Origin of the sequence: Pseudocitrobacter faecalis (assembly GCF_965231525.1) — a bacterium.
Taxonomy (GTDB): domain Bacteria; phylum Pseudomonadota; class Gammaproteobacteria; order Enterobacterales; family Enterobacteriaceae; genus Pseudocitrobacter; species Pseudocitrobacter faecalis.
Genome location: NZ_CBDDNJ010000002.1, coordinates 1,680,994 through 1,701,501 on the forward strand (window position 1 = coordinate 1,680,994; position 20,508 = coordinate 1,701,501).

General features: G+C 55.2%; 19 protein-coding genes. 11 read left to right on the top strand and 8 right to left on the bottom strand.

What is annotated here, in order from left to right:
- Positions 1-100 precede the first annotated feature (100 nt).
- The gene (gene prpR, locus ACOXYR_RS08790) at positions 101-1,678 is read right to left on the bottom strand and encodes a propionate catabolism operon regulatory protein PrpR (RefSeq protein WP_421355266.1); all 1,578 of its coding nucleotides are present in this window, start codon (positions 1,676-1,678) and stop codon (positions 101-103) included.
- 272 nt (positions 1,679-1,950) lie between these two features.
- Between prpR and prpB the strand changes: the two genes are divergently transcribed.
- From prpB to prpE, 4 genes are read left to right on the top strand one after another with little or no spacing between them, the layout of a single operon-like run.
- Entirely contained in the window at positions 1,951-2,841 is an 891-nt protein-coding gene (gene prpB / locus ACOXYR_RS08795; protein ID WP_108475370.1) for a methylisocitrate lyase, read from the top strand.
- 40 nt (positions 2,842-2,881) lie between these two features.
- Positions 2,882-4,048: a bifunctional 2-methylcitrate synthase/citrate synthase gene (gene prpC / locus ACOXYR_RS08800; protein ID WP_113857046.1), complete on the top strand. Its 1,167-nt coding sequence runs from the start codon at positions 2,882-2,884 to the stop codon at positions 4,046-4,048.
- Positions 4,049-4,092: 44 nt separating this feature from the next.
- Positions 4,093-5,544 carry a bifunctional 2-methylcitrate dehydratase/aconitate hydratase gene (locus tag ACOXYR_RS08805; protein ID WP_421355265.1) on the top strand — a complete coding sequence of 484 codons (1,452 nt, stop codon included), beginning with the start codon at positions 4,093-4,095 and terminating at the stop codon, positions 5,542-5,544.
- Between the two features lie 21 nt (positions 5,545-5,565).
- Entirely contained in the window at positions 5,566-7,452 is a 1,887-nt protein-coding gene (gene prpE, locus ACOXYR_RS08810; RefSeq protein WP_350435936.1) for a propionate--CoA ligase, read from the top strand.
- A 78-nt stretch (positions 7,453-7,530) separates the two neighbouring features.
- Here the strand turns inward: prpE and ACOXYR_RS08815 are convergent, their stop codons facing one another.
- Positions 7,531-7,932, bottom strand: a complete 402-nt coding sequence (locus tag ACOXYR_RS08815; RefSeq protein WP_421355264.1) for a winged helix-turn-helix transcriptional regulator — start codon at positions 7,930-7,932, stop codon at positions 7,531-7,533.
- Positions 7,933-8,017: 85 nt separating this feature from the next.
- Between ACOXYR_RS08815 and ACOXYR_RS08820 the strand changes: the two genes are divergently transcribed.
- Positions 8,018-8,944: an aromatic alcohol reductase gene (locus ACOXYR_RS08820; RefSeq protein ID WP_421355263.1), complete on the top strand. Its 927-nt coding sequence runs from the start codon at positions 8,018-8,020 to the stop codon at positions 8,942-8,944.
- A gap of 60 nt (positions 8,945-9,004) precedes the next feature.
- On the opposite strand, the gene ychF is transcribed toward ACOXYR_RS08820, so the two are convergent.
- Together ychF and pth are read right to left on the bottom strand one after the other, a co-directional pair.
- Positions 9,005-10,096, bottom strand: coding sequence for a redox-regulated ATPase YchF (gene ychF / locus ACOXYR_RS08825; RefSeq protein ID WP_108475375.1), 1,092 nt, complete (start codon positions 10,094-10,096; stop codon positions 9,005-9,007).
- Between the two features lie 115 nt (positions 10,097-10,211).
- Positions 10,212-10,796, bottom strand: a complete 585-nt coding sequence (gene pth / locus ACOXYR_RS08830) for an aminoacyl-tRNA hydrolase (RefSeq protein ID WP_108475376.1) — start codon at positions 10,794-10,796, stop codon at positions 10,212-10,214.
- Positions 10,797-11,069: 273 nt separating this feature from the next.
- Here pth and ychH point away from each other — a divergent pair, with 273 nt between their 5' ends.
- Positions 11,070-11,345: a stress-induced protein YchH gene (gene ychH, locus ACOXYR_RS08835; RefSeq protein WP_108475377.1), complete on the top strand. Its 276-nt coding sequence runs from the start codon at positions 11,070-11,072 to the stop codon at positions 11,343-11,345.
- Between the two features lie 39 nt (positions 11,346-11,384).
- Here the strand turns inward: ychH and dauA are convergent, their stop codons facing one another.
- From dauA to lolB, 4 genes are all read right to left on the bottom strand, one after another.
- Complete coding sequence (gene dauA / locus ACOXYR_RS08840) at positions 11,385-13,067, bottom strand: C4-dicarboxylic acid transporter DauA (RefSeq protein WP_421355262.1); 1,683 nt, start codon at positions 13,065-13,067, stop codon at positions 11,385-11,387.
- Positions 13,068-13,191: 124 nt separating this feature from the next.
- Positions 13,192-14,139: a ribose-phosphate diphosphokinase gene (prs, locus tag ACOXYR_RS08845; protein ID WP_003856663.1), complete on the bottom strand. Its 948-nt coding sequence runs from the start codon at positions 14,137-14,139 to the stop codon at positions 13,192-13,194.
- 149 nt (positions 14,140-14,288) lie between these two features.
- Complete coding sequence (ispE, locus tag ACOXYR_RS08850; RefSeq protein ID WP_108477119.1) at positions 14,289-15,140, bottom strand: 4-(cytidine 5'-diphospho)-2-C-methyl-D-erythritol kinase; 852 nt, start codon at positions 15,138-15,140, stop codon at positions 14,289-14,291.
- Entirely contained in the window at positions 15,137-15,757 is a 621-nt protein-coding gene (gene lolB / locus ACOXYR_RS08855; RefSeq protein ID WP_113857040.1) for a lipoprotein insertase outer membrane protein LolB, read from the bottom strand. Before lolB ends, ispE begins: the two co-directional genes overlap by 4 nt.
- Before the next feature lie 233 nt (positions 15,758-15,990).
- Between lolB and hemA the strand changes: the two genes are divergently transcribed.
- Genes hemA through sirB1 form a run of 5 tightly spaced genes read left to right on the top strand, consistent with a single transcriptional unit; the run spans position 15,991 to position 20,409 of the window.
- Positions 15,991-17,247 carry a glutamyl-tRNA reductase gene (gene hemA, locus ACOXYR_RS08860; protein WP_108477117.1) on the top strand — a complete coding sequence of 419 codons (1,257 nt, stop codon included), beginning with the start codon at positions 15,991-15,993 and terminating at the stop codon, positions 17,245-17,247.
- A gap of 35 nt (positions 17,248-17,282) precedes the next feature.
- On the top strand, positions 17,283-18,365 hold the full coding sequence (gene prfA / locus ACOXYR_RS08865) for a peptide chain release factor 1 (RefSeq protein ID WP_421355261.1): 1,083 nt from the start codon (positions 17,283-17,285) through the stop codon (positions 18,363-18,365).
- Positions 18,365-19,207, top strand: coding sequence for a peptide chain release factor N(5)-glutamine methyltransferase (gene prmC / locus ACOXYR_RS08870; RefSeq protein WP_421355365.1), 843 nt, complete (start codon positions 18,365-18,367; stop codon positions 19,205-19,207). Before prfA ends, prmC begins: the two co-directional genes overlap by 1 nt.
- The gene (locus ACOXYR_RS08875) at positions 19,204-19,596 is read left to right on the top strand and encodes a SirB2 family protein (protein ID WP_421355259.1); all 393 of its coding nucleotides are present in this window, start codon (positions 19,204-19,206) and stop codon (positions 19,594-19,596) included. The genes prmC and ACOXYR_RS08875 overlap by 4 nt, the downstream gene beginning before the upstream one ends.
- Before the next feature lie 3 nt (positions 19,597-19,599).
- Entirely contained in the window at positions 19,600-20,409 is an 810-nt protein-coding gene (sirB1, locus tag ACOXYR_RS08880; protein WP_015964130.1) for an invasion regulator SirB1, read from the top strand.
- The last annotated feature ends 99 nt before the right edge of the window (positions 20,410-20,508 follow it).

Consider the following 20,508-nt stretch of genomic DNA (forward strand, 5'->3'; position numbering starts at 1 on the left):
AAGTAAAACAATAGTAAACATAATGGTAACTATTATTATATGTAGTGATAAAGAATCAAAAATGTTAACGTGTATTCTCACTCTTTTCCTATAGCGCTCTTTATTTCTGTTCCGCTTTCAGCCGTCGCCAGAATGTGGTGCGGCTGACGCCCAGATAACGCGCGGCGGCGCTGCGATCGCCGCCACACTGCGCCAGCGCTTCGGTGGCTGATGGTGCAAATGTGAGCGTATCTTCCGCGTCATACAGCTCTGGCAGAAGCGTTGCAAGCTCTCGTTCATCGCCGATCATGTCGCTACTGAGCAGCAGCGCCAGCCGCTCGCAGAGATTGCGAAGTTCGCGAATGTTGCCAGGCCAGGCGTAGCGCAACAGCGGGGGCAGGCAGAGTGTGATGCGTCGATGAAGGGCGTCGCTCAGGGGCGAATCCAGTGCCGCCAGCGATTGCGTCAGGTAGCGTCGCGCCAGCAGGGCGATATCGTCACCACGCTCGCGCAGAGCGGGAATGCGTAGACGTAAGGCGCTCAGGCGGAAAAAGAGATCGGCACGAAAACGCCCCTCGGCAACCGCCTGTTGCAGATCGCAATGCGTTGCGCTTACCACGCGAAACGTAACGCTCAGCGGCTGTTGCCCCCCGACGCGCGTCACGCGCTTTTCCTCCAGTACGCGAAGCAAGCGCGTTTGCAGATGCAGCGGCATTTCACCAATTTCATCGAGAAACAGCGTTCCACCGTTGGCGGTTTCCAGCAAGCCGCTGCGCCCGCCGCGTCGCGAGCCGGTAAACGCGCCTTCTTCATAGCCAAACAACTCGGCTTCCAGCAACGACTCCGCTATTGCCCCGCAGTTGATCGCTACAAAGGGGGGCGAGCCACGGCCCGCGCGTGGGCGATGGCGGGCAAAATACTCCTGATGCAGCGCCTGCGCCGCCAGCTCTTTCCCGGTGCCGGTTTCGCCTTCAATTAACACCGCCGCCGGGGAACGCGCATAGAGCAGAATCGTTCGGCGCACCTGTTCCATTATTGCCGATTCACCGACCAGATCGCCCAGGCCGTAGCGGGTACGCAGGGTGTCGCGTTGGGCGGTGCTGCGCACGGTGTCGGGAAGGCGGGTCATATCCAGCGCATCGCTGAACGCCTGGCGCACCGTGGCAGCCGAATAGAGAAAGACTGCCGCAAGCCCGGCCTCTTCGGCGAGTTCGGTCACTAGCCCGGCACCGACCACTACGCGGATCCCGGCGGCTTTCAACTCGGTTATCTGGCTACGGGCATCCTCTTCAGTGACATAGCTGCGCTGATCGAGCGGGAGATGAAAACTTTTCTGAAACTCCTGCAGCGCGGGAAGCGGCGCTTTGTAGGTGATGACGCCGATCCGGTCGGCCACGCGGCGTGCTTTGCCCAGCGCCTGTAACAGGTCAAATCCGCCGGGGTGGATAAGGATAACCGGCACCGAGAGGCGACTTTTCAAATACGCGCCGTTCGAACCGGCGGCAATAATCGCGTCGCAGTGTTCGGTGGCCAGTTTCTGGCGGATGTACTGCACCGCTTTCTCAAAACCGAGCTGAATCGGCGTAATGGTCGCCAGATGGTCGAACTCAAGGCTGATATCGCGGAACAGATCAAACAGGCGCGTCACTGAGACGGTCCAGATAACCGGTTTTGCCGCTGGCGTGATGTTATCGGTCATGACAACGCACTCACATGAGGGAGACCTGATCTGTTGTAGTTGTGTTTCATAGATGTTTCAAAATCAAGAGGCGAAACAATCCCTGAAACGTTAGCTGAAGCGCTTTACCCGCATGCTTACGCGATATCGCGTGAAGCAGTGCATTCAACATGATGATTTTATTATCAATATTCTGCTGTTTTGTTTTTTGTGATCCCACGCAGCCGTTCTGGCACATCGCTTGCTCTTGTTTTGTTACGTGAAAGCAACATTTAAACAACAAAGAGGTGTGCATGAGCACTCAATCACCGGGTCAGGCGTTCCGCCAGGCACTGAGCAAAGAATCACCGCTGCAAATTGCAGGCACCATCAACGCAAACCACGCTTTGCTGGCGCAGCGGGCCGGGTTTCAGGCGATTTATCTCTCCGGCGGCGGCGTGGCGGCGGGGTCGCTTGGGCTGCCTGATTTAGGCATCACTGGTCTGGACGATGTGCTGACCGACATTCGCCGTATTACCGATGTCTGTTCGCTGCCGCTGTTGGTGGACGTTGATAGCGGGTTTGGCGCTTCGGCATTTAACGTGGCGCGTACGGTGAAATCGGTGAGTAAAGCCGGTGCGGCGGGGCTGCATATTGAAGATCAGGTGGGAGCGAAACGCTGCGGCCATCGCCCGAATAAAGAGATTGTCTCAACCGAAGAGATGGTCGATCGCATTAAAGCCGCCGTGGATGCCCGTACCGATCCGGACTTTGTGATTATGGCGCGTACCGACGCGCTGGCGGTGGAAGGGCTGGAGGCAGCCATCGAACGCGCCCGCGCCTATATCGAAGCCGGGGCCGACATGCTGTTCCCGGAAGCCATTACCGAGCTGTCGATGTATCGCCAGTTTGCCGATGCGGTGCAGGTACCGATTCTTGCCAATATCACCGAATTCGGTGCGACGCCGCTGTTCACCACTGACGAACTGCGCAGCGCGCACGTGGCGATGGCGCTTTATCCGCTGTCGGCCTTCCGCGCCATGAACCGCGCCGCGGAACAGGTCTATAACGTCCTGCGACAGGAAGGCACGCAGAAGAGCGTTATCGACATCATGCAGACCCGCAGCGAACTCTACGAAAGCATCAACTACTACCAGTTTGAAGAGAAACTCGACGCCCTGTTTGCCAGCAAACGCGGCAAGTAATCGGTTTTACCCTACACATCCATAATAAGACGAGGCCAGTATGAGCGAAGCGACCATTTTGCAAAACACGACTGCCACAAAACCGAAAAAATCCGTGGCGCTCTCCGGGGTGCCTGCCGGAAATACAGCACTCTGCTCTGTGGGCAAGAGCGGCAACGATCTGCACTATCGCGGCTATGACATTCTCGACCTCGCGAAGCACTGCGAGTTTGAAGAGGTGGCATATCTGCTGATTCACGGCAAACTGCCCAATCGTGATGAGTTGCACGCGTATAAGACGCGGCTGAAAGCGCTGCGCGGCTTGCCTGCCAACGTGCGGATCGTGCTGGAATCGCTGCCAGCGGCATCGCACCCTATGGATGTGTTACGCACCGGCGTCTCTGCGCTGGGCTGTACATTGCCAGAGAAAGAGGAACATTCGGTATCCGGCGCACGCGATATCGCGGACAAGCTGCTGGCGTCGCTCGGCTCCATTCTTCTCTACTGGTATCACTACAGCCACAACGGTGAGCGTATTCAGCCGGAAACCGATGACGACTCCATTGGTGGTCATTTTTTGCACCTGCTGCACGGACACAAACCGCCACAAAGCCAGGTGAAGGCGATGCACGCCTCGCTGATCCTCTACGCCGAACACGAATTTAACGCCTCAACGTTCGCCTCGCGGGTGATTGCCGGAACCGGCTCGGATATCTATTCCGCCATTATCGGCGGGATTGGCGCGCTGCGCGGGCCGAAGCACGGCGGGGCCAATGAAGTGTCACTCGATATTCAGCAACGCTATGAAACGCCGGACGAAGCCGAGCAGGATATTCGCCGCCGTATCGACAACAAAGAAGTGGTTATCGGCTTCGGTCACCCGGTGTATACGATTTCCGACCCGCGCCATCAGGTGATCAAAACCATCGCCCATCAGCTTTCCCGTGAAGCGGGTTCCATGAAGATGTATGACATCGCCGACCGCCTGGAAACGGTGATGTGGGAAACCAAGAAGATGTTCCCCAATCTCGATTGGTTCTCGGCAGTTTCCTACAACATGATGGGCGTGCCCACCGCGATGTTCACGCCGCTGTTTGTGATGGCGCGTGTGACGGGCTGGTCGGCCCACGTCATAGAACAGCGCCAGGACAATAAAATCATCCGCCCGTCAGCCAACTATACCGGGCCGGAAGATAAACCTTTTGTCGCGCTGGAAAATCGCCAGTAATTCACCTGCTTACCTCTGACAATAACGAAAACGGGAAAACCAATATGTCTCAACCGATGACCAATCTTCATCAGGCATTCGACCAGGAAATCGTCGATATCGTGGATTACGTGATGAATTACCAGATTGATTCTGGCGTTGCGTGGAATACCGCGCATTACTGCCTGCTCGACACGCTGGGCTGCGGGCTGGAAGCACTGGAGTATCCGGCATGTAAAAAACTGATGGGGCCGATTGTGCCGGGAACGGTTGTGCCCAACGGCGCCAAAGTACCGGGCACCCAGTTCCAGCTCGACCCGGTGCAGGCGGCTTTTAACATTGGCGCGATGATCCGCTGGCTCGATTTCAACGATACCTGGCTGGCGGCGGAGTGGGGGCATCCCTCTGACAATCTCGGCGGTATTCTGGCGGTCGCCGACTGGCTGTCGCGTAACGCGGTGGCCGTGGGTAAAGCGCCGCTCACCATGCAGAAAGTGCTGGCGGGCATGATTAAGGCGCATGAAATTCAGGGCTGCATCGCGCTGGAAAATGCCTTCAATAAAGTTGGGTTAGACCACGTGCTGCTGGTGAAAGTGGCCTCGACGGCGGTGGTGGCTGAGATGCTGGGCCTGAGCCGTGATGAGATCTTAAACGCTGTTTCTTTGGCGTGGGTTGATGGGCAGTCGCTGCGTACCTATCGGCATGCCCCGAATACCGGCACGCGTAAATCCTGGGCGGCGGGTGACGCCACATCACGCGCGGTGCGGCTGGCACTGATGGCGCAGACGGGCGAGATGGGGTATCCCACGGCGCTGACCGCCAAAACCTGGGGCTTCTATGATGTCTCATTTAAAGGGGAAACGTTCCGCTTCCAGCGCACTTACGGTAGCTACGTGATGGAGAACGTGCTGTTTAAAATCTCCTTCCCGGCAGAGTTCCACTCGCAAACAGCCGTGGAAGCCGCGATGACGTTACATCAAAAAATGGTCGCGGCGGGGAAAACAGCGGCGGATATTGAGCGCGTGACTATTCGCACGCATGAAGCCTGTATTCGCATCATCGATAAAAAAGGGCCACTTACTAACCCCGCCGACCGCGATCACTGCATTCAGTACATGGTCGCCATCCCGCTGTTGTTTGGCCGCCTGACGGCAGCAGACTATGAAGAGAATATCGCCAGCGACCCGCGCATTGATATTCTGCGCGCTAAAACCCATTGCCACGAAGACCCGGCCTTTACCCGCGATTATCACGATCCGCAAAAACGCTCAATTGCCAATGCCTTAACCGTCGAGTTTTCTGACGGTAGCCGCTTTGAGGAAGTGGTGGTGGAGTATCCGATTGGCCACGCCCGTCGCCGTGAAGAGGGGATCCCGCTGCTGATTGAGAAATTTAAAACCAACCTGGCGCGCCAGTTCCCGGCGCGTCAGCAGCAACGCATTCTGGAGGCCTCCCTGGACCGTCAGCGTCTGGAGCAGATGCCGGTCAACGCGTTCCTCGATCTGTTCGTCATCTGATCCGTTCAGAAGGAGACTTCGATGTCTTATGAGACGTTCTATCAGCGGTCGATTGACGACCCGGAGGCATTCTGGGCCGAGCAGGCTCGGCGCATCGACTGGCAAACGCCGTTTACGCGCACGCTCAACTATGACAACCCGCCGTTTGCCCGCTGGTTTTGCGGCGGTACGACTAACTTATGCCATAACGCGATCGATCGCTGGCTTGCCACACAACCGGAGGCGCTGGCGTTGATTGCCGTGTCGGCGGAAACCGGTGAGGAGCGAACATTTACTTTCCGCGAGCTGCACGCCGAGGTGAATCGCACGGCAGCGATGCTGCAAACGCTTGGCGTCTCCCGCGGCGACCGGGTGCTGGTGTATATGCCGATGATCGCCGAAGCGCATATTACGCTGCTGGCCTGCGCACGCATTGGCGCGATTCACTCGGTGGTGTTTGGCGGGTTCGCCTCGCACAGCCTGGCGGCGCGGATTGATGATGCGCGTCCGGTGCTGATCGTCTCTGCGGATGGCGGATCGCGCGGGGGCAAAGTGATCCCTTATAAAAAACTGCTCGACGATGCCATTTCGCTGGCGGAACATCCGCCAAAACGGGTGCTGCTGGTGGATCGCGGGCTGGCGCCGATGCAGCGTGTGGCTGAACGTGATGTGGATTACGCGACGCTACGTGAGCAGCATCTCGATGCCCTGGTGCCGGTTGTCTGGTTAGAATCGAGCGAAACCTCCTGCATTCTCTACACCTCCGGCACCACCGGGAAACCGAAGGGCGTTCAGCGCGATGTCGGTGGTTATGCCGTGGCGCTGGCGACGACGATGGCGACGATTTTTGGCGGTAAAGCGGGCGGTGTGTTCTTCTGCACCTCGGATATTGGCTGGGTGGTGGGGCATTCGTATATCGTTTATGCGCCGCTACTGGCGGGCACGGCGACGGTGGTTTTTGAAGGTACCCCGACCTGGCCGGATTGTAGCGTCTGGTGGAAGATCGTTGAAAAGTATCAGGTTAGCCGAATGTTTTCGGCACCGACCGCTATCCGTGTGCTGAAAAAATTCCCGACTGCGCAAATTCGCAACCACGATATATCGTCGCTGGAAGTGCTGTATCTCGCCGGGGAACCGCTGGATGAACCGACCGCCAGTTGGGTGACCGAAACGCTGGGCATCCCGGTCATCGACAACTACTGGCAGACGGAATCTGGCTGGCCAATTATGGCCATTGCCCGCGAGCTTAGCGATCGCCCAACTCGTCTTGGCAGCCCTGGCGTGCCGATGTTCGGCTATCACGTTAAGCTGCTCAATGAACATACCGGCCAGGAATGCGCGGCAAATGAAAAGGGCATGGTGGTGATTGAAGGGCCGCTGCCGCCGGGCTGTATTCAGACCATCTGGGGCAATGATGAGCGTTTCGTCAATACCTACTGGTCGCTGTTCGAGCGCCCTGTGTACGCGACCTTTGACTGGGGGATTCGGGATGATGACGGTTATTACTTTATCCTCGGGCGCACGGACGATGTGATTAATATCGCCGGACACCGCCTCGGCACGCGCGAGATTGAGGAGAGCATCTCCGGCTACGGTAACGTCGCGGAAGTGGCGGTAGTGGGCGTAAAGGATGCGGTAAAAGGGCAGGTTGCCGTGGCGTTTGTTATTCCTAAACAGGGTGATAGTCTGCTGCTACGCGATGTGGCGCAGGAGGAAGAGCAGGCAATCCAGCATCGGGTGGATGACCAGATTGGTCATTTCGGACGACCGGCGCGAATTTACTTTGTTTCACAATTGCCGAAAACGCGATCCGGCAAAATGCTCAGGCGTGCGATGCAGGCGATTTGTGAGGGAAGAGACCCGGGTGATTTAACCACGATTGAGGATCCGAATGCGCTGGTGGAGATAAGACGGGCGCTGGGGGAGTGAGGGTAGATTGTGAAAATCCACGCGAGTGCGTGGATTTTTTCAGGCTGTAGGAGTCGTCAGATTGTCATCGTACGTTTCTTAATTGCCGTCATACTTTTCCCTGGCAACCCTGAAATTATCAGTGGATGTGATGATCCACGACCACAATGGCAACATCTGCAGAAGCATCTCTTTTCCCATAACCGTAATCGCGTAAACCACTCTTGGCAATTTTTCCTGATAATCACAGCGAGAGATAAGCCCATCCCGCTCAAGATGCCGTAGGGTTCGGGTCAGCATTCTTTGAGTCACACCCGTAAGATTGCGTCGTATCTCGCCATAACGAAGCGCGCCGCCAGTACCCAGAATGTGTAACACTCCCAGCGACCAGCGATTACCAACATGGGCAAGGATCTCACGCTTCAAACCTTCATCGTCGTGGCTTAATTCGTCGCAAAATTCTTTTGAAAACTTCAGCAATGCTTCCTGTTCAGACGTCATCCCGCCTCCGGTATCATTCATGTGCCTAATTGAGCCAGACCCTGTCAGATGTCAGGATGAGCCTGTACTACGACAGGAGACAAGCATGAAGCGTGAAAATAAATCTGTAAATACAGTGCTTATCCTCGGCGCGGGGGAACTCGGCATCCAGGTTATCCGGGCGATGAGTGACAAAGCTCAACATGGGCAGGTGAAAATCAGTGTGTTACTCAGAAAAGAGGCGGCTAACGCCATTTCAGGCTCGCGTAAGGATAGGCTTGATGAGCTAATGAAACTGGGCGTGACGGTCGTCATAGGGGATCTGGAGAAAAATGATTGTTCAGAGCTGAGTAAGATCTTTGCTTCTTTTGATGCGGTTATCAACTGCAGTGGTTTTGTCGGAGGGCCGGGCACGCAGATGAAGGTGACGCAGGCGGTATTGGACGCAGGCGTAGAACGCTATTTCCCGTGGCAGTTCGGCGTAGATTATGATGTCATCGGCAAAGGTAGCGGACAACAGGTATGGGATGAGCAGCTTAACGTTCGCCATCTGCTGCGGGGGCAGAACGCAACTGAGTGGGTCATTGTTTCTACCGGTATTTTTACCAGCTACCTCTTTGAGCCCAGTTTTGGTGTCGTTGATACCCAAAGAAAAACGGTTTATGGCCTGGGTGACTGGCAGTATGCAATCACGCTGACTACCCCTGAAGATATCGGTCGGCTGACGGCAACGATATTCTTTCATCAACCCGCTTTTCGTAATGAGATTGTCTATATCGCCGGGGATACGCTCACCTATAATCAGTTGGCTGATTTAATGCAGGAGCACTGGAAAACAGAAGTAAAAAGAGAATTACGCGTCAGAAAACAGCTTCAGGATGAGGTGCGCGATAATCCTGATGATGTGGGCGCAAAATACCGGCTAGCTTTCGCCAGACCTGACGGCATCGCGTGGGATAAAAAAACAACTTTCAATTATCTGCACGCTATCAACACGACCACGGCGGCGCAGTGGCTCATAAAGCAGGCATGACATTAAAAAAATCCACGCATTCGCGTGGATTTTTTATGACATTGATGAGAACTAACTGTCTTAGACGTTGAACAAGAAGTTCATCACATCGCCATCTTTCACGATGTAATCTTTCCCTTCTGCACGCATTTTGCCGGCTTCTTTTGCACCCTGTTCACCTTTATAGGTGATGAAGTCTTCAAACGCGATGGTCTGGGCGCGGATGAAGCCTTTTTCAAAGTCGGTGTGGATTTTACCGGCTGCCTGCGGTGCCGTCGCGCCGACAGGAATTGTCCATGCGCGCACTTCTTTCACGCCCGCAGTGAAGTAGGTTTGCAGGTTCAACAGGGCGTAACCTGCGCGGATCACGCGGTTCAGGCCCGGCTCTTCAAGGCCCAGTTCCTGCATGAATTCGTCGCGCTCTTCGTCGTCAAGCTCGGCGATATCAGATTCGACAGCAGCACACACCGGAACGACCACAGAACCTTCGGCAGCAGCGATTTCGCGCACTTTATCCAGGTATGGGTTGTTCTCGAAGCCGTCTTCGTTGACGTTAGCGATGTACATGGTCGGCTTCAGGGTCAGGAAGCTCAGGTAGCGGATAGCGGCTTTATCTTCGTCGCTTAAATCCAGCGCGCGCAGCATGCCGGCGTTTTCCAACTGCGGCAGGCATTTTTCCAGAGCCGCCAGTTCCGCTTTTGCATCTTTGTCGCCGCCTTTGGCTTTCTTCTGCACACGGTGAATCGCGCGTTCGCAGGTATCAAGGTCAGAGAGCGCCAGTTCGGTGTTGATAACGTCGATATCTTCTGCCGGATCCACTTTGCCGGAGACATGGATGATATTGTCGTTTTCGAAGCAGCGAACCACGTGGCCAATCGCTTCCGTTTCGCGGATGTTGGTCAGGAACTGGTTGCCCAGACCTTCACCTTTGGACGCGCCTTTTACCAGGCCTGCGATGTCGACGAATTCCATGGTGGTTGGCAGGATGCGCTGGGGTTTAACGATCTCAGCCAGCTGGTCCAGACGCGGGTCGGGCATGGGTACAACACCGGTGTTCGGCTCAATGGTACAGAACGGGAAGTTCGCCGCTTCAATACCTGCTTTTGTGAGCGCATTGAACAGGGTGGATTTGCCCACGTTAGGCAAACCGACGATACCGCATTTAAATCCCATGTTTAAATCACCTTAATCTTTTGATAATCAACCTGTTAGAGATAACAGGTATCAGAAAAGTAAATAACTCTGCCTATTATACACGGCATGCGGCAAAAATGCCGCAGTTCAACGGTTATTGCGCCTTAAAGGCGTGCAAACGGTTGGTGGCTTTGGTTAAGCCATCCTTCAGCCAGATTTCCGTACAGCGGGCTGCTTCGTCTACCGCTTCGTCGATCAGCTTCTGTTCAGATGCCTGCGGTTTGCCGAGAACAAAACCGACAACTTTGTTTTTATCGCCCGGATGGCCAATTCCAATGCGTAAGCGATGAAAATTGGGGTTATTACCCAGTTTGCTGATGATGTCTTTCAATCCATTATGGCCGCCATGACCACCGCCGAGCTTAAACTTCGCCACACCCGGGGGTAGGTCGAGTTCATCGTGCGCCACCAGAATTTCATCCGGATTAATACGATAGAACGTTGCCAGCGCGGCGACGGCTTTGCCACTCAGGTTCATGAATGTGGTTGGCACCAGCAGACGCACGTCTTCACCCGCCAGATTAATGCGCGAGGTGTAGCCAAAAAACTTACTTTCTTCTTTCAGCGGGGCACGTGCGCGCTCCGCCAGCAAATCGACATACCAGGCACCCGCGTTATGGCGCGTCGCAGCATACTCTGCGCCGGGGTTAGCCAGGCCGACAATCAGTTTAATCGTCACGTTATTATTCCTGCACTGGTCGTATTTCTGGCGCGTAGTTTACGTGGTGATCGCGCACTTGACAAAAATAAGCGCCCAAAGCGGCAAAAACTGAATAGTTCATTCGGGTGACCATTCGGACTTGATGTAATTCAGTAACTTAAATGTAAAGTTTTGTTGCGTTAATGTTCGTAATTGCGATCACCATCGCACAAATTGCCAAAAGTGGTGTCTATACTTTACACACAAGGAGAAGGGATATTTCCCTTAAGCCCAAAAGCTCGGAGGTGACATATGAAACGTAAAAACGCTTCGTTACTCGGTAATGTGCTCATGGGTCTGGGCCTGGTCGTGATGGTCGGCGGTGTCGGCTACTCTATCTTAAACCAGTTGCCACAGTTCAATTTGCCACAGTTTTTCGCGCACGGTGCTGTGTTAAGCATCTTTATCGGCGCAATCCTCTGGCTTGCCGGGGCGCGTGTCGGCGGACACGAACAGGTTTGCGACAGATACTGGTGGGTACGCCACTATGACAAACGTTGTCGCCGCGACAAACGCACCAGTCACTGATATCTGATAAAAAAAATGGCTCCAGAAGGAGCCATTTTGCTATTTGATATCGGCCAGCGCCGCTTCTTTGTTCGGGAAGAAGGTCAGACGACCAGGAATCGGTTTGATTCCGGCACGCGCCATCGTGCGCAGCGGCTGGAATTCCATATTCGACACCCGCAGTTCACATCCCTCCGGTAATTTCCCAACGAAGCGCTGAAAGGCATCCAGGCCGCCTGCATCCAGTACCGGCACGGCGTCCCACTTCAGCACTACAATGCGTTTACCTGCAATACGTGATTCCAGATCGGTAAACAAATTTTCGGCAGCGGCGAAGAACAGAGGGCCGATCACGCGAAGTACCAGTACATCATCGGGTACGTCTACATTCACCGGCGACAGGCGGGTCATCTGCGCGATACGGCGCATAAACAGCAGCGATGCCAGCACGATCCCGACGCTGATGGCGATAACCATGTCGAACAGCACCGTCAGCGACATACAGATAAGCATCACGATGATGTCATCTTTCGGCGCGCGGCGAAGCAGGTTAACCACTTTATGCGCTTCACTCATGTTCCATGCCACCATCAGCAGCAGGGCGGCCATCGCTGAAAGCGGCAGCCAGGAGAGCAGCGGTGCGAGGATCAGCAGCGCCAGAATAACCAGTATCGCGTGGATCACCGCAGAAACGGGTGAAGTTGCCCCGGCACGCACGTTGGCGGCAGAACGGGCGATGGCGGCGGTGGCGGTGATGCCACCAAAGAACGGCGCGGCAATATTTCCCAGCCCCTGACCAATCAGTTCACTGTTGGCTTTGTGCTTGGTGCCGGTCATACCGTCGAGCACCACGGCGCAGAGCAGAGACTCTATCGCCCCCAGCATCGCCATTGAGAAGGCGGCAGGCAGCAGGGCGCGTAGCGATGCCCAGCTTAGCGTGAAGTCTGAACCCGGCATATCCCATGGCAGCACCAGTTGCGGCAGCAGTTGCGGGATGCCATTACCCTGCGAACCATCCGCCAGTACGTAGTGGAACTGAGAGCCGATAGTCGCGACGTGACCGCCCAACATGTTGACGATAAACATGACCAGGCAGCCGGCAATCAGCGCGGGCAGGTGGCCTGGCAGGCGAATGCCAAGGCGTGGCCAGAAAATAAGCGTGCCGAGCGTGACGATACCAATCGCCGCATCGCCAAAATTGGTGGTAGGCAGCGCCATGAACAGCGCGCCGACCTTTTGCAGATAGTGTTCCGGCACGTGCGTCAGTTGCAGACCCAGGAAGTCTTTAATCTGCATTGTCCCGATGGTGATACCAATACCGGAGGTAAAGCCCAGCGTGACAGAAAGAGGAATGTATTCGATTAAGCGGCCAAAACGCGCAAGGCCAAAAAGAATCAAAAATACCCCGGACATCAGCGTGGCGACCAGCAGCCCGGCGAGGCCAAACTGTTGTGATACGGGATAAAGGATAACGACAAAGGCGGCTGTTGGCCCGGATACGCTAAAGCGGGAGCCCCCGGTTAGGGCAATAACAATCCCTGCAACGGCAGAGGTATACAGGCCGTACTGTGGCGCCACGCCGCTACCGATTGCCAGCGCCATCGCCAGCGGGATAGCAATAATACCGACAGTGATCCCGGCGATAACATCGCGTGTAAAGCGGGATACGGTGTACTTCTCTTTCCAGCACGCATCGATGAGAGCGCGGAAAGGCATCACCTGTGAGGAGAAGATTTTATTCACAATAATGTTTCATCCGTGAGCGCATCATCTGTCATGTGAATGGCAGGTGAAGGAGGCATAGGTCATACAAATAGTTACTATAGACAAAAAAACCCGCCGCAGCGGGTTTTTTAACCAGGTTCGATTAGTGTTCGAACATGGCAGAAATGGATTCTTCGTTGCTGATACGACGAATCGCTTCGGCCAACATCCCGGACAGGGTCAGTGTACGAACGTTAGGCAGCGCTTTGATTTCATCCGACAGCGGGATGGTATCGCAGACGACCACTTCGTCGATAACTGAGTTGCGCAGGTTGTTTACCGCATTGCCAGAGAAGATCGGGTGGGTTGCGTAAGCAAATACGCGTTTTGCACCACGTTCTTTCAGGGCTTCAGCTGCTTTGCACAGTGTGCCGCCGGTGTCGATCATGTCGTCTACCAGAACGCAGTCACGGCCAGCAACGTCACCGATGATGTGCATCACCTGAGAAACGTTCGCACGCGGGCGACGTTTGTCGATGATAGCCATGTCGGTATCGTTGAGCAGTTTTGCGATGGCGCGAGCACGAACAACGCCGCCGATATCCGGGGAAACCACAATCGGGTTGTCCAGATTCAGTTGCAGCATATCTTCGAGCAGGATTGGGCTACCGAATACGTTATCTACCGGTACGTCGAAGAAGCCCTGAATCTGTTCAGCATGCAGGTCAACGGTCAGTACGCGGTCAACGCCGACGCTGGACAGGAAGTCAGCGACAACTTTTGCCGTAATGGGTACACGCGCGGAACGCACGCGGCGGTCCTGACGGGCATAGCCAAAGTAAGGGATAACGGCTGTGATACGGCCTGCGGAAGCACGACGCAGAGCATCAACCATAACAACCAATTCCATCAGGTTGTCGTTGGTGGGAGCACAAGTGGACTGGATGATGAAAATATCACCACCGCGTACATTTTCGTTAATTTGTACGCTGACTTCACCATCGCTAAAACGACCGACAGCGGCGTCGCCAAGAGAAGTGTACAGGCGGTTGGCAATACGTTGTGCTAGTTCCGGGGTGGCGTTACCAGCAAAAAGCTTCATATCAGGCACGAGAAGAACCTCAGGCATGCGTCCATTGGTGGAAAGAATCAGCCAAAAACTGTGCGGGCCAGGCTATATTCTTCCCAGGCGGTGTATTAAAGAGCGCGATGCAACGTCTGGAACAGGGTGACGTTGTCACCGAAACTCAGCTTGCCCGGCTAAAGCATGGATTGATGGAGTGGAGAAAGGTTGACACCCTTAGCCACAAAGCCATTAAACCATTCCGGGGCTTGCTCCAGCACCTGACGAGCAGCGAGTTCTGTGTCGAATTCAGCAAAAACACAGGCCCCTGTGCCAGTCAGGCGCGACGGCGCGTATTCTAACAGCCAGGAAAGCACCTCATCAACCTCGCGAAAACGTTTTCTTGCGATAACCTCGCAATCATTGCGAAATTCACATTTTAATAACGTGTCTATTGACCTTTTGGGCGTATTCCGGGGCAAATCTGGATCCTTAAAAATCACTGGCGTAGGAATACTGACGCCAGGATGAACAACCAGATACCATTTTTCAGCTACATCGATGGGCGTGAGTTGCTCGCCAACGCCTTCGGCAAAGGCGGCGTGGCCACGAACAAATACGGGCACATCGGCGCCCAGCGTTAAGCCAATCGCGGCCAGCTCATCTTCTGAAAAACCACACTGCCAGAGATGATTCAGGGCGACCAGTACCGTGGCGGCATTAGACGAGCCGCCACCGAGACCGCCGCCCATTGGCAGCCGTTTTTCGATACTGATGTCAGCGCCGCTGCCTTCAGGCAAGCGCTGCGTCTGCGCCGCCATTTTCATCAGCAGGCGCGCGGCGCGGATGATGAGATTATCCTCGTCCGGCACGTCCTTAAGCGGCGTTAGCAGGCGCAGTTGCCCGTCCTGACGCGGCTCGATGGTTAAGGTATCGCCGTAGTCGAGAAACTGAAACAGCGTCTGCAACTCGTGATAACCGTCGGCGCGTTGCCCGGTGATATATAAAAACAGGTTCAGCTTTGCGGGAGAGGGCCAACGGGTCATCATTTCACGATCCAGTTATCCATTTTCAGCTTGATGCGCTGGGAACCTTCAGTGAGTTCCATATTTGAAGGCAGCGCCGGTTTCTGGTCGTTGTAACCGCCGTACACCACTTTCCAGGTTTTGCCGTTTTGCGTGTAATTCACTTCGCGCAGGCGATACTGGTCGTCGAGTGTGTAATCGGTCGCGTCGCCCGGCAGGCCTAAAATCCACTGACGCAGGCTGTTGAGCGGAATCGGCATGCCGGTGAGCTTACCAATCATCTCTTCGCCATCCTCGGCGGTGTAGGTTTTGCCCTGATTGTCGACCAACTGCGCTGAGCCAGGCTGCGCGGTAAGCGACAGCTCGGTGCTGCCCAGCGGGTTGGTTAGCAGCAGTCGGTAACGATCCTGACCGGTCTGCTGCCAGAAGAAGCGCGCATAAACTTTTTGTTCATCAGAGAGATACGCGAATGCACCGCGGGTTTGATACTGGTTCAGCTTGCGAATTTCCTGCTGATGTTCACGCCACTGTGGCGAGTCCGGGCTTTTCCCCGGCCCTTGCGGTGGTGTGGTCACACAAGCGGTAAGAACGAGGCTTGCCAGCGGCAGCAGACGAATCAGGCGAAAGTCAGACAGGGTCATGATAATGACAATCCTTGCGATAGGTAGCAGTTATAACCCTTAATGCTAGCGTCGCGGCGGAGCAGCGTCTACGCTCAAGTTGTCTTAAATCATTAAATTCTCTTGGCTATCCGATTGAACAGAAGGTGAGCGATGACACTACTCCAAAAGGGGAGCGTCTCTTTTATTGATCTCGCGCATCCTGTATGATGCGCTCAGACTAACCTTATCAACGCTGGTACTACTCCCGCAACATGACCCTTTTAGCGCTTGGCATCAACCACAAAACAGCACCGGTAGCGCTGCGAGAACGTGTTTCGTTTTCGCCGGATACGCTTGACCAGGCGCTGCAGAGCCTGCTGGCTCAGCCAATGGTGCAGGGGGGCGTGGTGTTGTCGACCTGTAATCGCACCGAGCTATACCTGAGTGTGGAAGAGCAGGACAACCTTCACGACGCCATCGTGCGCTGGTTATGCGACTACCATCAGTTGAACGAAACCGAGCTGCGTGAAAGCCTGTACTGGCATCAGGATAACGATGCCGTCAGCCACCTGATGCGCGTGGCGAGCGGCCTCGATTCGCTGGTGCTGGGCGAGCCGCAAATTCTTGGACAGGTTAAGAAAGCCTTCGCGGATTCCGCGCAGGGGCATTTGCATGCCAGCGAACTTGAGCGCATGTTCCAGAAATCGTTCTCGGTCGCCAAACGCGTGCGCACCGAAACCGATATCGGTGCAAGTGCAGTGTCTGTAGCTTTTGCGGCCTGTACGCTGGCGCGACAAATTTTTGAATCACTCTCTACCGTCACCGTGCTGCTGGTCGGCGCAGGCGAAACCATTGAACTGGTGGCGCGTCATTTGCGTGAACATCACGTCAAGAAGATGCTGATTGCCAACCGTACCCGCGAACGCGCGCAGGTGCTGGCGCAGGAAGTGGGCGCGGAAGTGATTGCGTTAAGCGATGTCGACGAGCGCTTAAAAGACGCGGATATCATCATCAGTTCTACCGCCAGCCCGCTGCCGATTATCGGAAAAGGGATGGTCGAACGTGCGTTAAAAGCCCGCCGAAACCAGCCGATGCTGTTGGTGGATATCGCCGTACCGCGTGACGTCGAGCCCGAAGTGGGCAAACTGGCTAACGCCTATCTTTACAGCGTGGATGATTTGCAAAACATCATTCAGCACAACCTTGCCCAGCGCAAAGCCGCTGCGGTGCAGGCTGAAACCATTGTCGAGCAGGAAACCAGCGAATTTATGGCCTGGCTGCGCGCGCAAAGCGCCAGCGATGTCATTCGCGAATACCGTTCACAGGCCGAAATGGCGCGTGAAGAGCTCACCGCGAAAGCGCTTGCGGCGCTGGAGCAGGGCGGCGACGCCCAGGCTATTTTGCAGGACCTGTCGCGTAAGCTGACCAACCGCCTGATCCACGCTCCAACCAAATCTCTTCAGCAGGCCGCCCGTGACGGGGATGACGAACGCCTGCATATTCTGCGCAACAGCCTCGGGCTGGAGTAGCACAACTCTTTCTATTACAAGGTGCATTTACGCCAATGAAGCCTTCTATTGTTGCCAAACTGGAAGCTCTGTACGAGCGCCATGAAGAAGTTCAGGCGCTGCTGGGTGATGCAGAGACCATCGCCGATCAGGAGCGTTTCCGGGCGCTGTCGCGCGAGTACGCGCAGCTGAGCGACGTTTCACGTTGTTACACTGACTGGCGTCAGGCTCAGGACGATATTGAAACCGCCCAGATGATGCTGGACGACCCGGAAATGCGCGAAATGGCGCAGGAAGAATTACAGGACGCCAAAGCGCGGGAAGAAGAGCTGGAACAACAACTTCAGGTTCTGCTGTTGCCGCGCGACCCGGATGACGAACGCAACGCCTACGTTGAAGTGCGCGCTGGCACCGGCGGTGACGAAGCCGCGCTGTTTGCGGGTGACCTCTTCCGGATGTACAGCCGCTATGCAGAAGCGCGCCGCTGGCGTGTGGAAATCATGAGCGCCAACGAAGGTGAGCATGGCGGGTTCAAAGAGGTGATCGCCAAAATCAGCGGCGAAGGCGTGTATGGCCGTCTGAAATTTGAATCCGGCGGACACCGCGTGCAGCGCGTTCCGGCAACGGAATCGCAGGGGCGTATCCATACTTCGGCGTGTACCGTTGCGGTGATGCCGGAGCTGCCGGAAGCCGAGCTGCCCGATATCAACCCGTCAGAGCTGCGTATCGATACTTTCCGCTCCTCGGGCGCGGGCGGTCAGCACGTTAACACCACCGACTCGGCAATCCGTATTACCCACTTGCCAACCGGTATTGTGGTGGAGTGTCAGGACGAACGTTCGCAGCACAAAAACAAAGCGAAGGCGCTCTCCGTGCTGGGTTCTCGCATTCGTGCCGCTGAAATAGCTAAACGTCAGCAGGCGGAAGCGTCCACGCGCCGTAACCTGCTGGGCACGGGCGATCGTAGCGACCGTAATCGTACCTATAACTTCCCGCAAGGGCGTGTGACCGATCACCGCATTAACCTGACGCTCTACCGTCTGGATGAAGTCATGGAAGGCAAACTGGATATGCTGATCGAGCCTATCGTTCAGGAATATCAGGCCGACCAGCTTGCGGCGCTATCCGACCAGGAATGATGACTTACCAACAGTGGCTGAAACAGGCATTTGAACGGCTGCGGGAGAGTGAAAGCCCGCGCCGGGATGCTGAGATCTTACTTGGACACATCACCGGTAAGACACGAACGTTTATCATGGCGTTTGACGAAACGGTATTGACGTCCGCTGAACGGGCGCCGCTTGATACGCTGCTGGCACGCCGCGAACGCGGTGAGCCGATTGCGCATTTAGTGGGCATGCGCGAATTCTGGTCACTGCCGCTGGCGGTGTCTCCCGTCACCCTGATTCCTCGCCCGGACACCGAATGTCTGGTGGAGCAGGCGTTAGCTCGCTTGCCTGAAGAGCCCTGTGAGATCCTCGATTTAGGTACCGGCACCGGCGCGATAGCTTTGGCGATTGCCAGCGAAAGACCAGATTGCCGCGTGACGGCTGTCGATTTTATCGCCGATGCCGTCGCGCTGGCGCAGCAGAACGCGCAAACGCTGGGCATAGACAACGTGACTATTCTGCAAAGTGACTGGTTCAGCGCCCTCGCCGGGCAGCAGTTCGCCATGATCGTCAGTAATCCGCCCTATATTGATGAACAGGATCCGCATCTTGCTCAGGGTGACGTTCGCTTCGAACCTAAAACAGCGCTGGTTGCCGCCGATGAAGGGCTTGCCGATCTCGCGCAGATTATCCATGAGGGCCGACAGGCGCTGTTGTCCGGTGGCGTCATGCTGTTGGAACATGGCTGGACGCAGGGTGACGCGGTACGCCAACTGTTTACCGACGCGGGCTATCTGCAGGCGCAAACCTGCAAAGATTACGGGAATAATGATCGCCTGACGCTTGCCATCTGGCCTGGAGCCGCGCAATGAGCCTGTTTAACGTCATTCTGCCTATCCATGTTGTCAGCGCGATTCTTTCAGTCTCGCTTTTTGCGCTCCGCTACTGGTGGACGTGGAGTAATGATTCACGTCTGAAATTGCGTTGGGTACGTGTATTACCGCACACTATAGATAGCGTGCTGCTGCTGAGCGGTATCGCGCTGATGGTAACGGCCCATGTTTATCCCTTCACCCCACAAGGTACGTGGCTGACGGAGAAACTGTTTGGCGTTATCATCTACATCGTTTTGGGTTTTGTTGCGCTCGGACGTCGCTGTCCGCGCAGTCAGCAGCGAGGCTTTATTGCCTTTCTACTGGGGCTGGTGGTGTTGTGCATCATCGTTAAACTCGCCATCACTAAAGTTCCGTTGTTGGGGTAAGGTATGAAGTCATTGGCTGATTTTGAATTTAATAAAGCGCCGCTGTGCGAAGGCATGGTTCTGGTGTCAGAGTTAATCCGTGATGATTTCCCGACACAGCGCGTAAATGAACAACTGGAGTGCCTGCTGGCGCTGGCGCAGGAGGAGATCAGCCCCTCCTGGACGCTGACCCGGCAGATGGAACGCCTGATTGAACTCTTCTATCATGAATGGCATTTCAGCGATTCAAAAGGCGTTTATCGTCTTTCGGACGCGTTATGGCTGGATCAGGTATTGAAAAATCGCCAGGGCAGCGCCGTGTCGCTTGGTGCAATTATGCTCTGGCTTGCCGAGCGTCTTTCGATTCCTGTGGTGCCGGTGATTTTCCCGACCCAGTTGCTGTTGCGCGCGGATGTTGACAACGAAGAGTTGTGGCTTATCAACCCGTTTAACGGCGATACGCTGGATGAACACACGCTGGAAGTGTGGCTGAAAGGCAATATCAGCCCAATGGCGGAGCTGTTCAATGAAGATCTCGACGAAGCCGATAATGCGGAAGTGATCCGTAAACTGCTCGATACCCTGAAATCGGCATTAATGGAAGAACAGCAGATGGAACTGGCGCTGCGCACCAGTGAAGCGCTGTTGCAGTTTAACCCGGAAGATCCGTATGAAATTCGCGATCGCGGGCTTATCTATGCGCAACTGGAATGTGAGCATATTGCATTGAATGACCTGAGTTATTTTGTCGAACAGTGCCCGGAAGATCCGATTAGCGAGATGATTCGCGCGCAGATAAACACTATCGCGCAGAAACAAATTACCCTTCACTAAAATCCTGGGATTCCGGTTATACTCGCGGGCAATTATGTGACGTCATTATTGGCAGGAATGCCTGGACGCATCCCGAGATGACTGGAGTATTTACCCTAA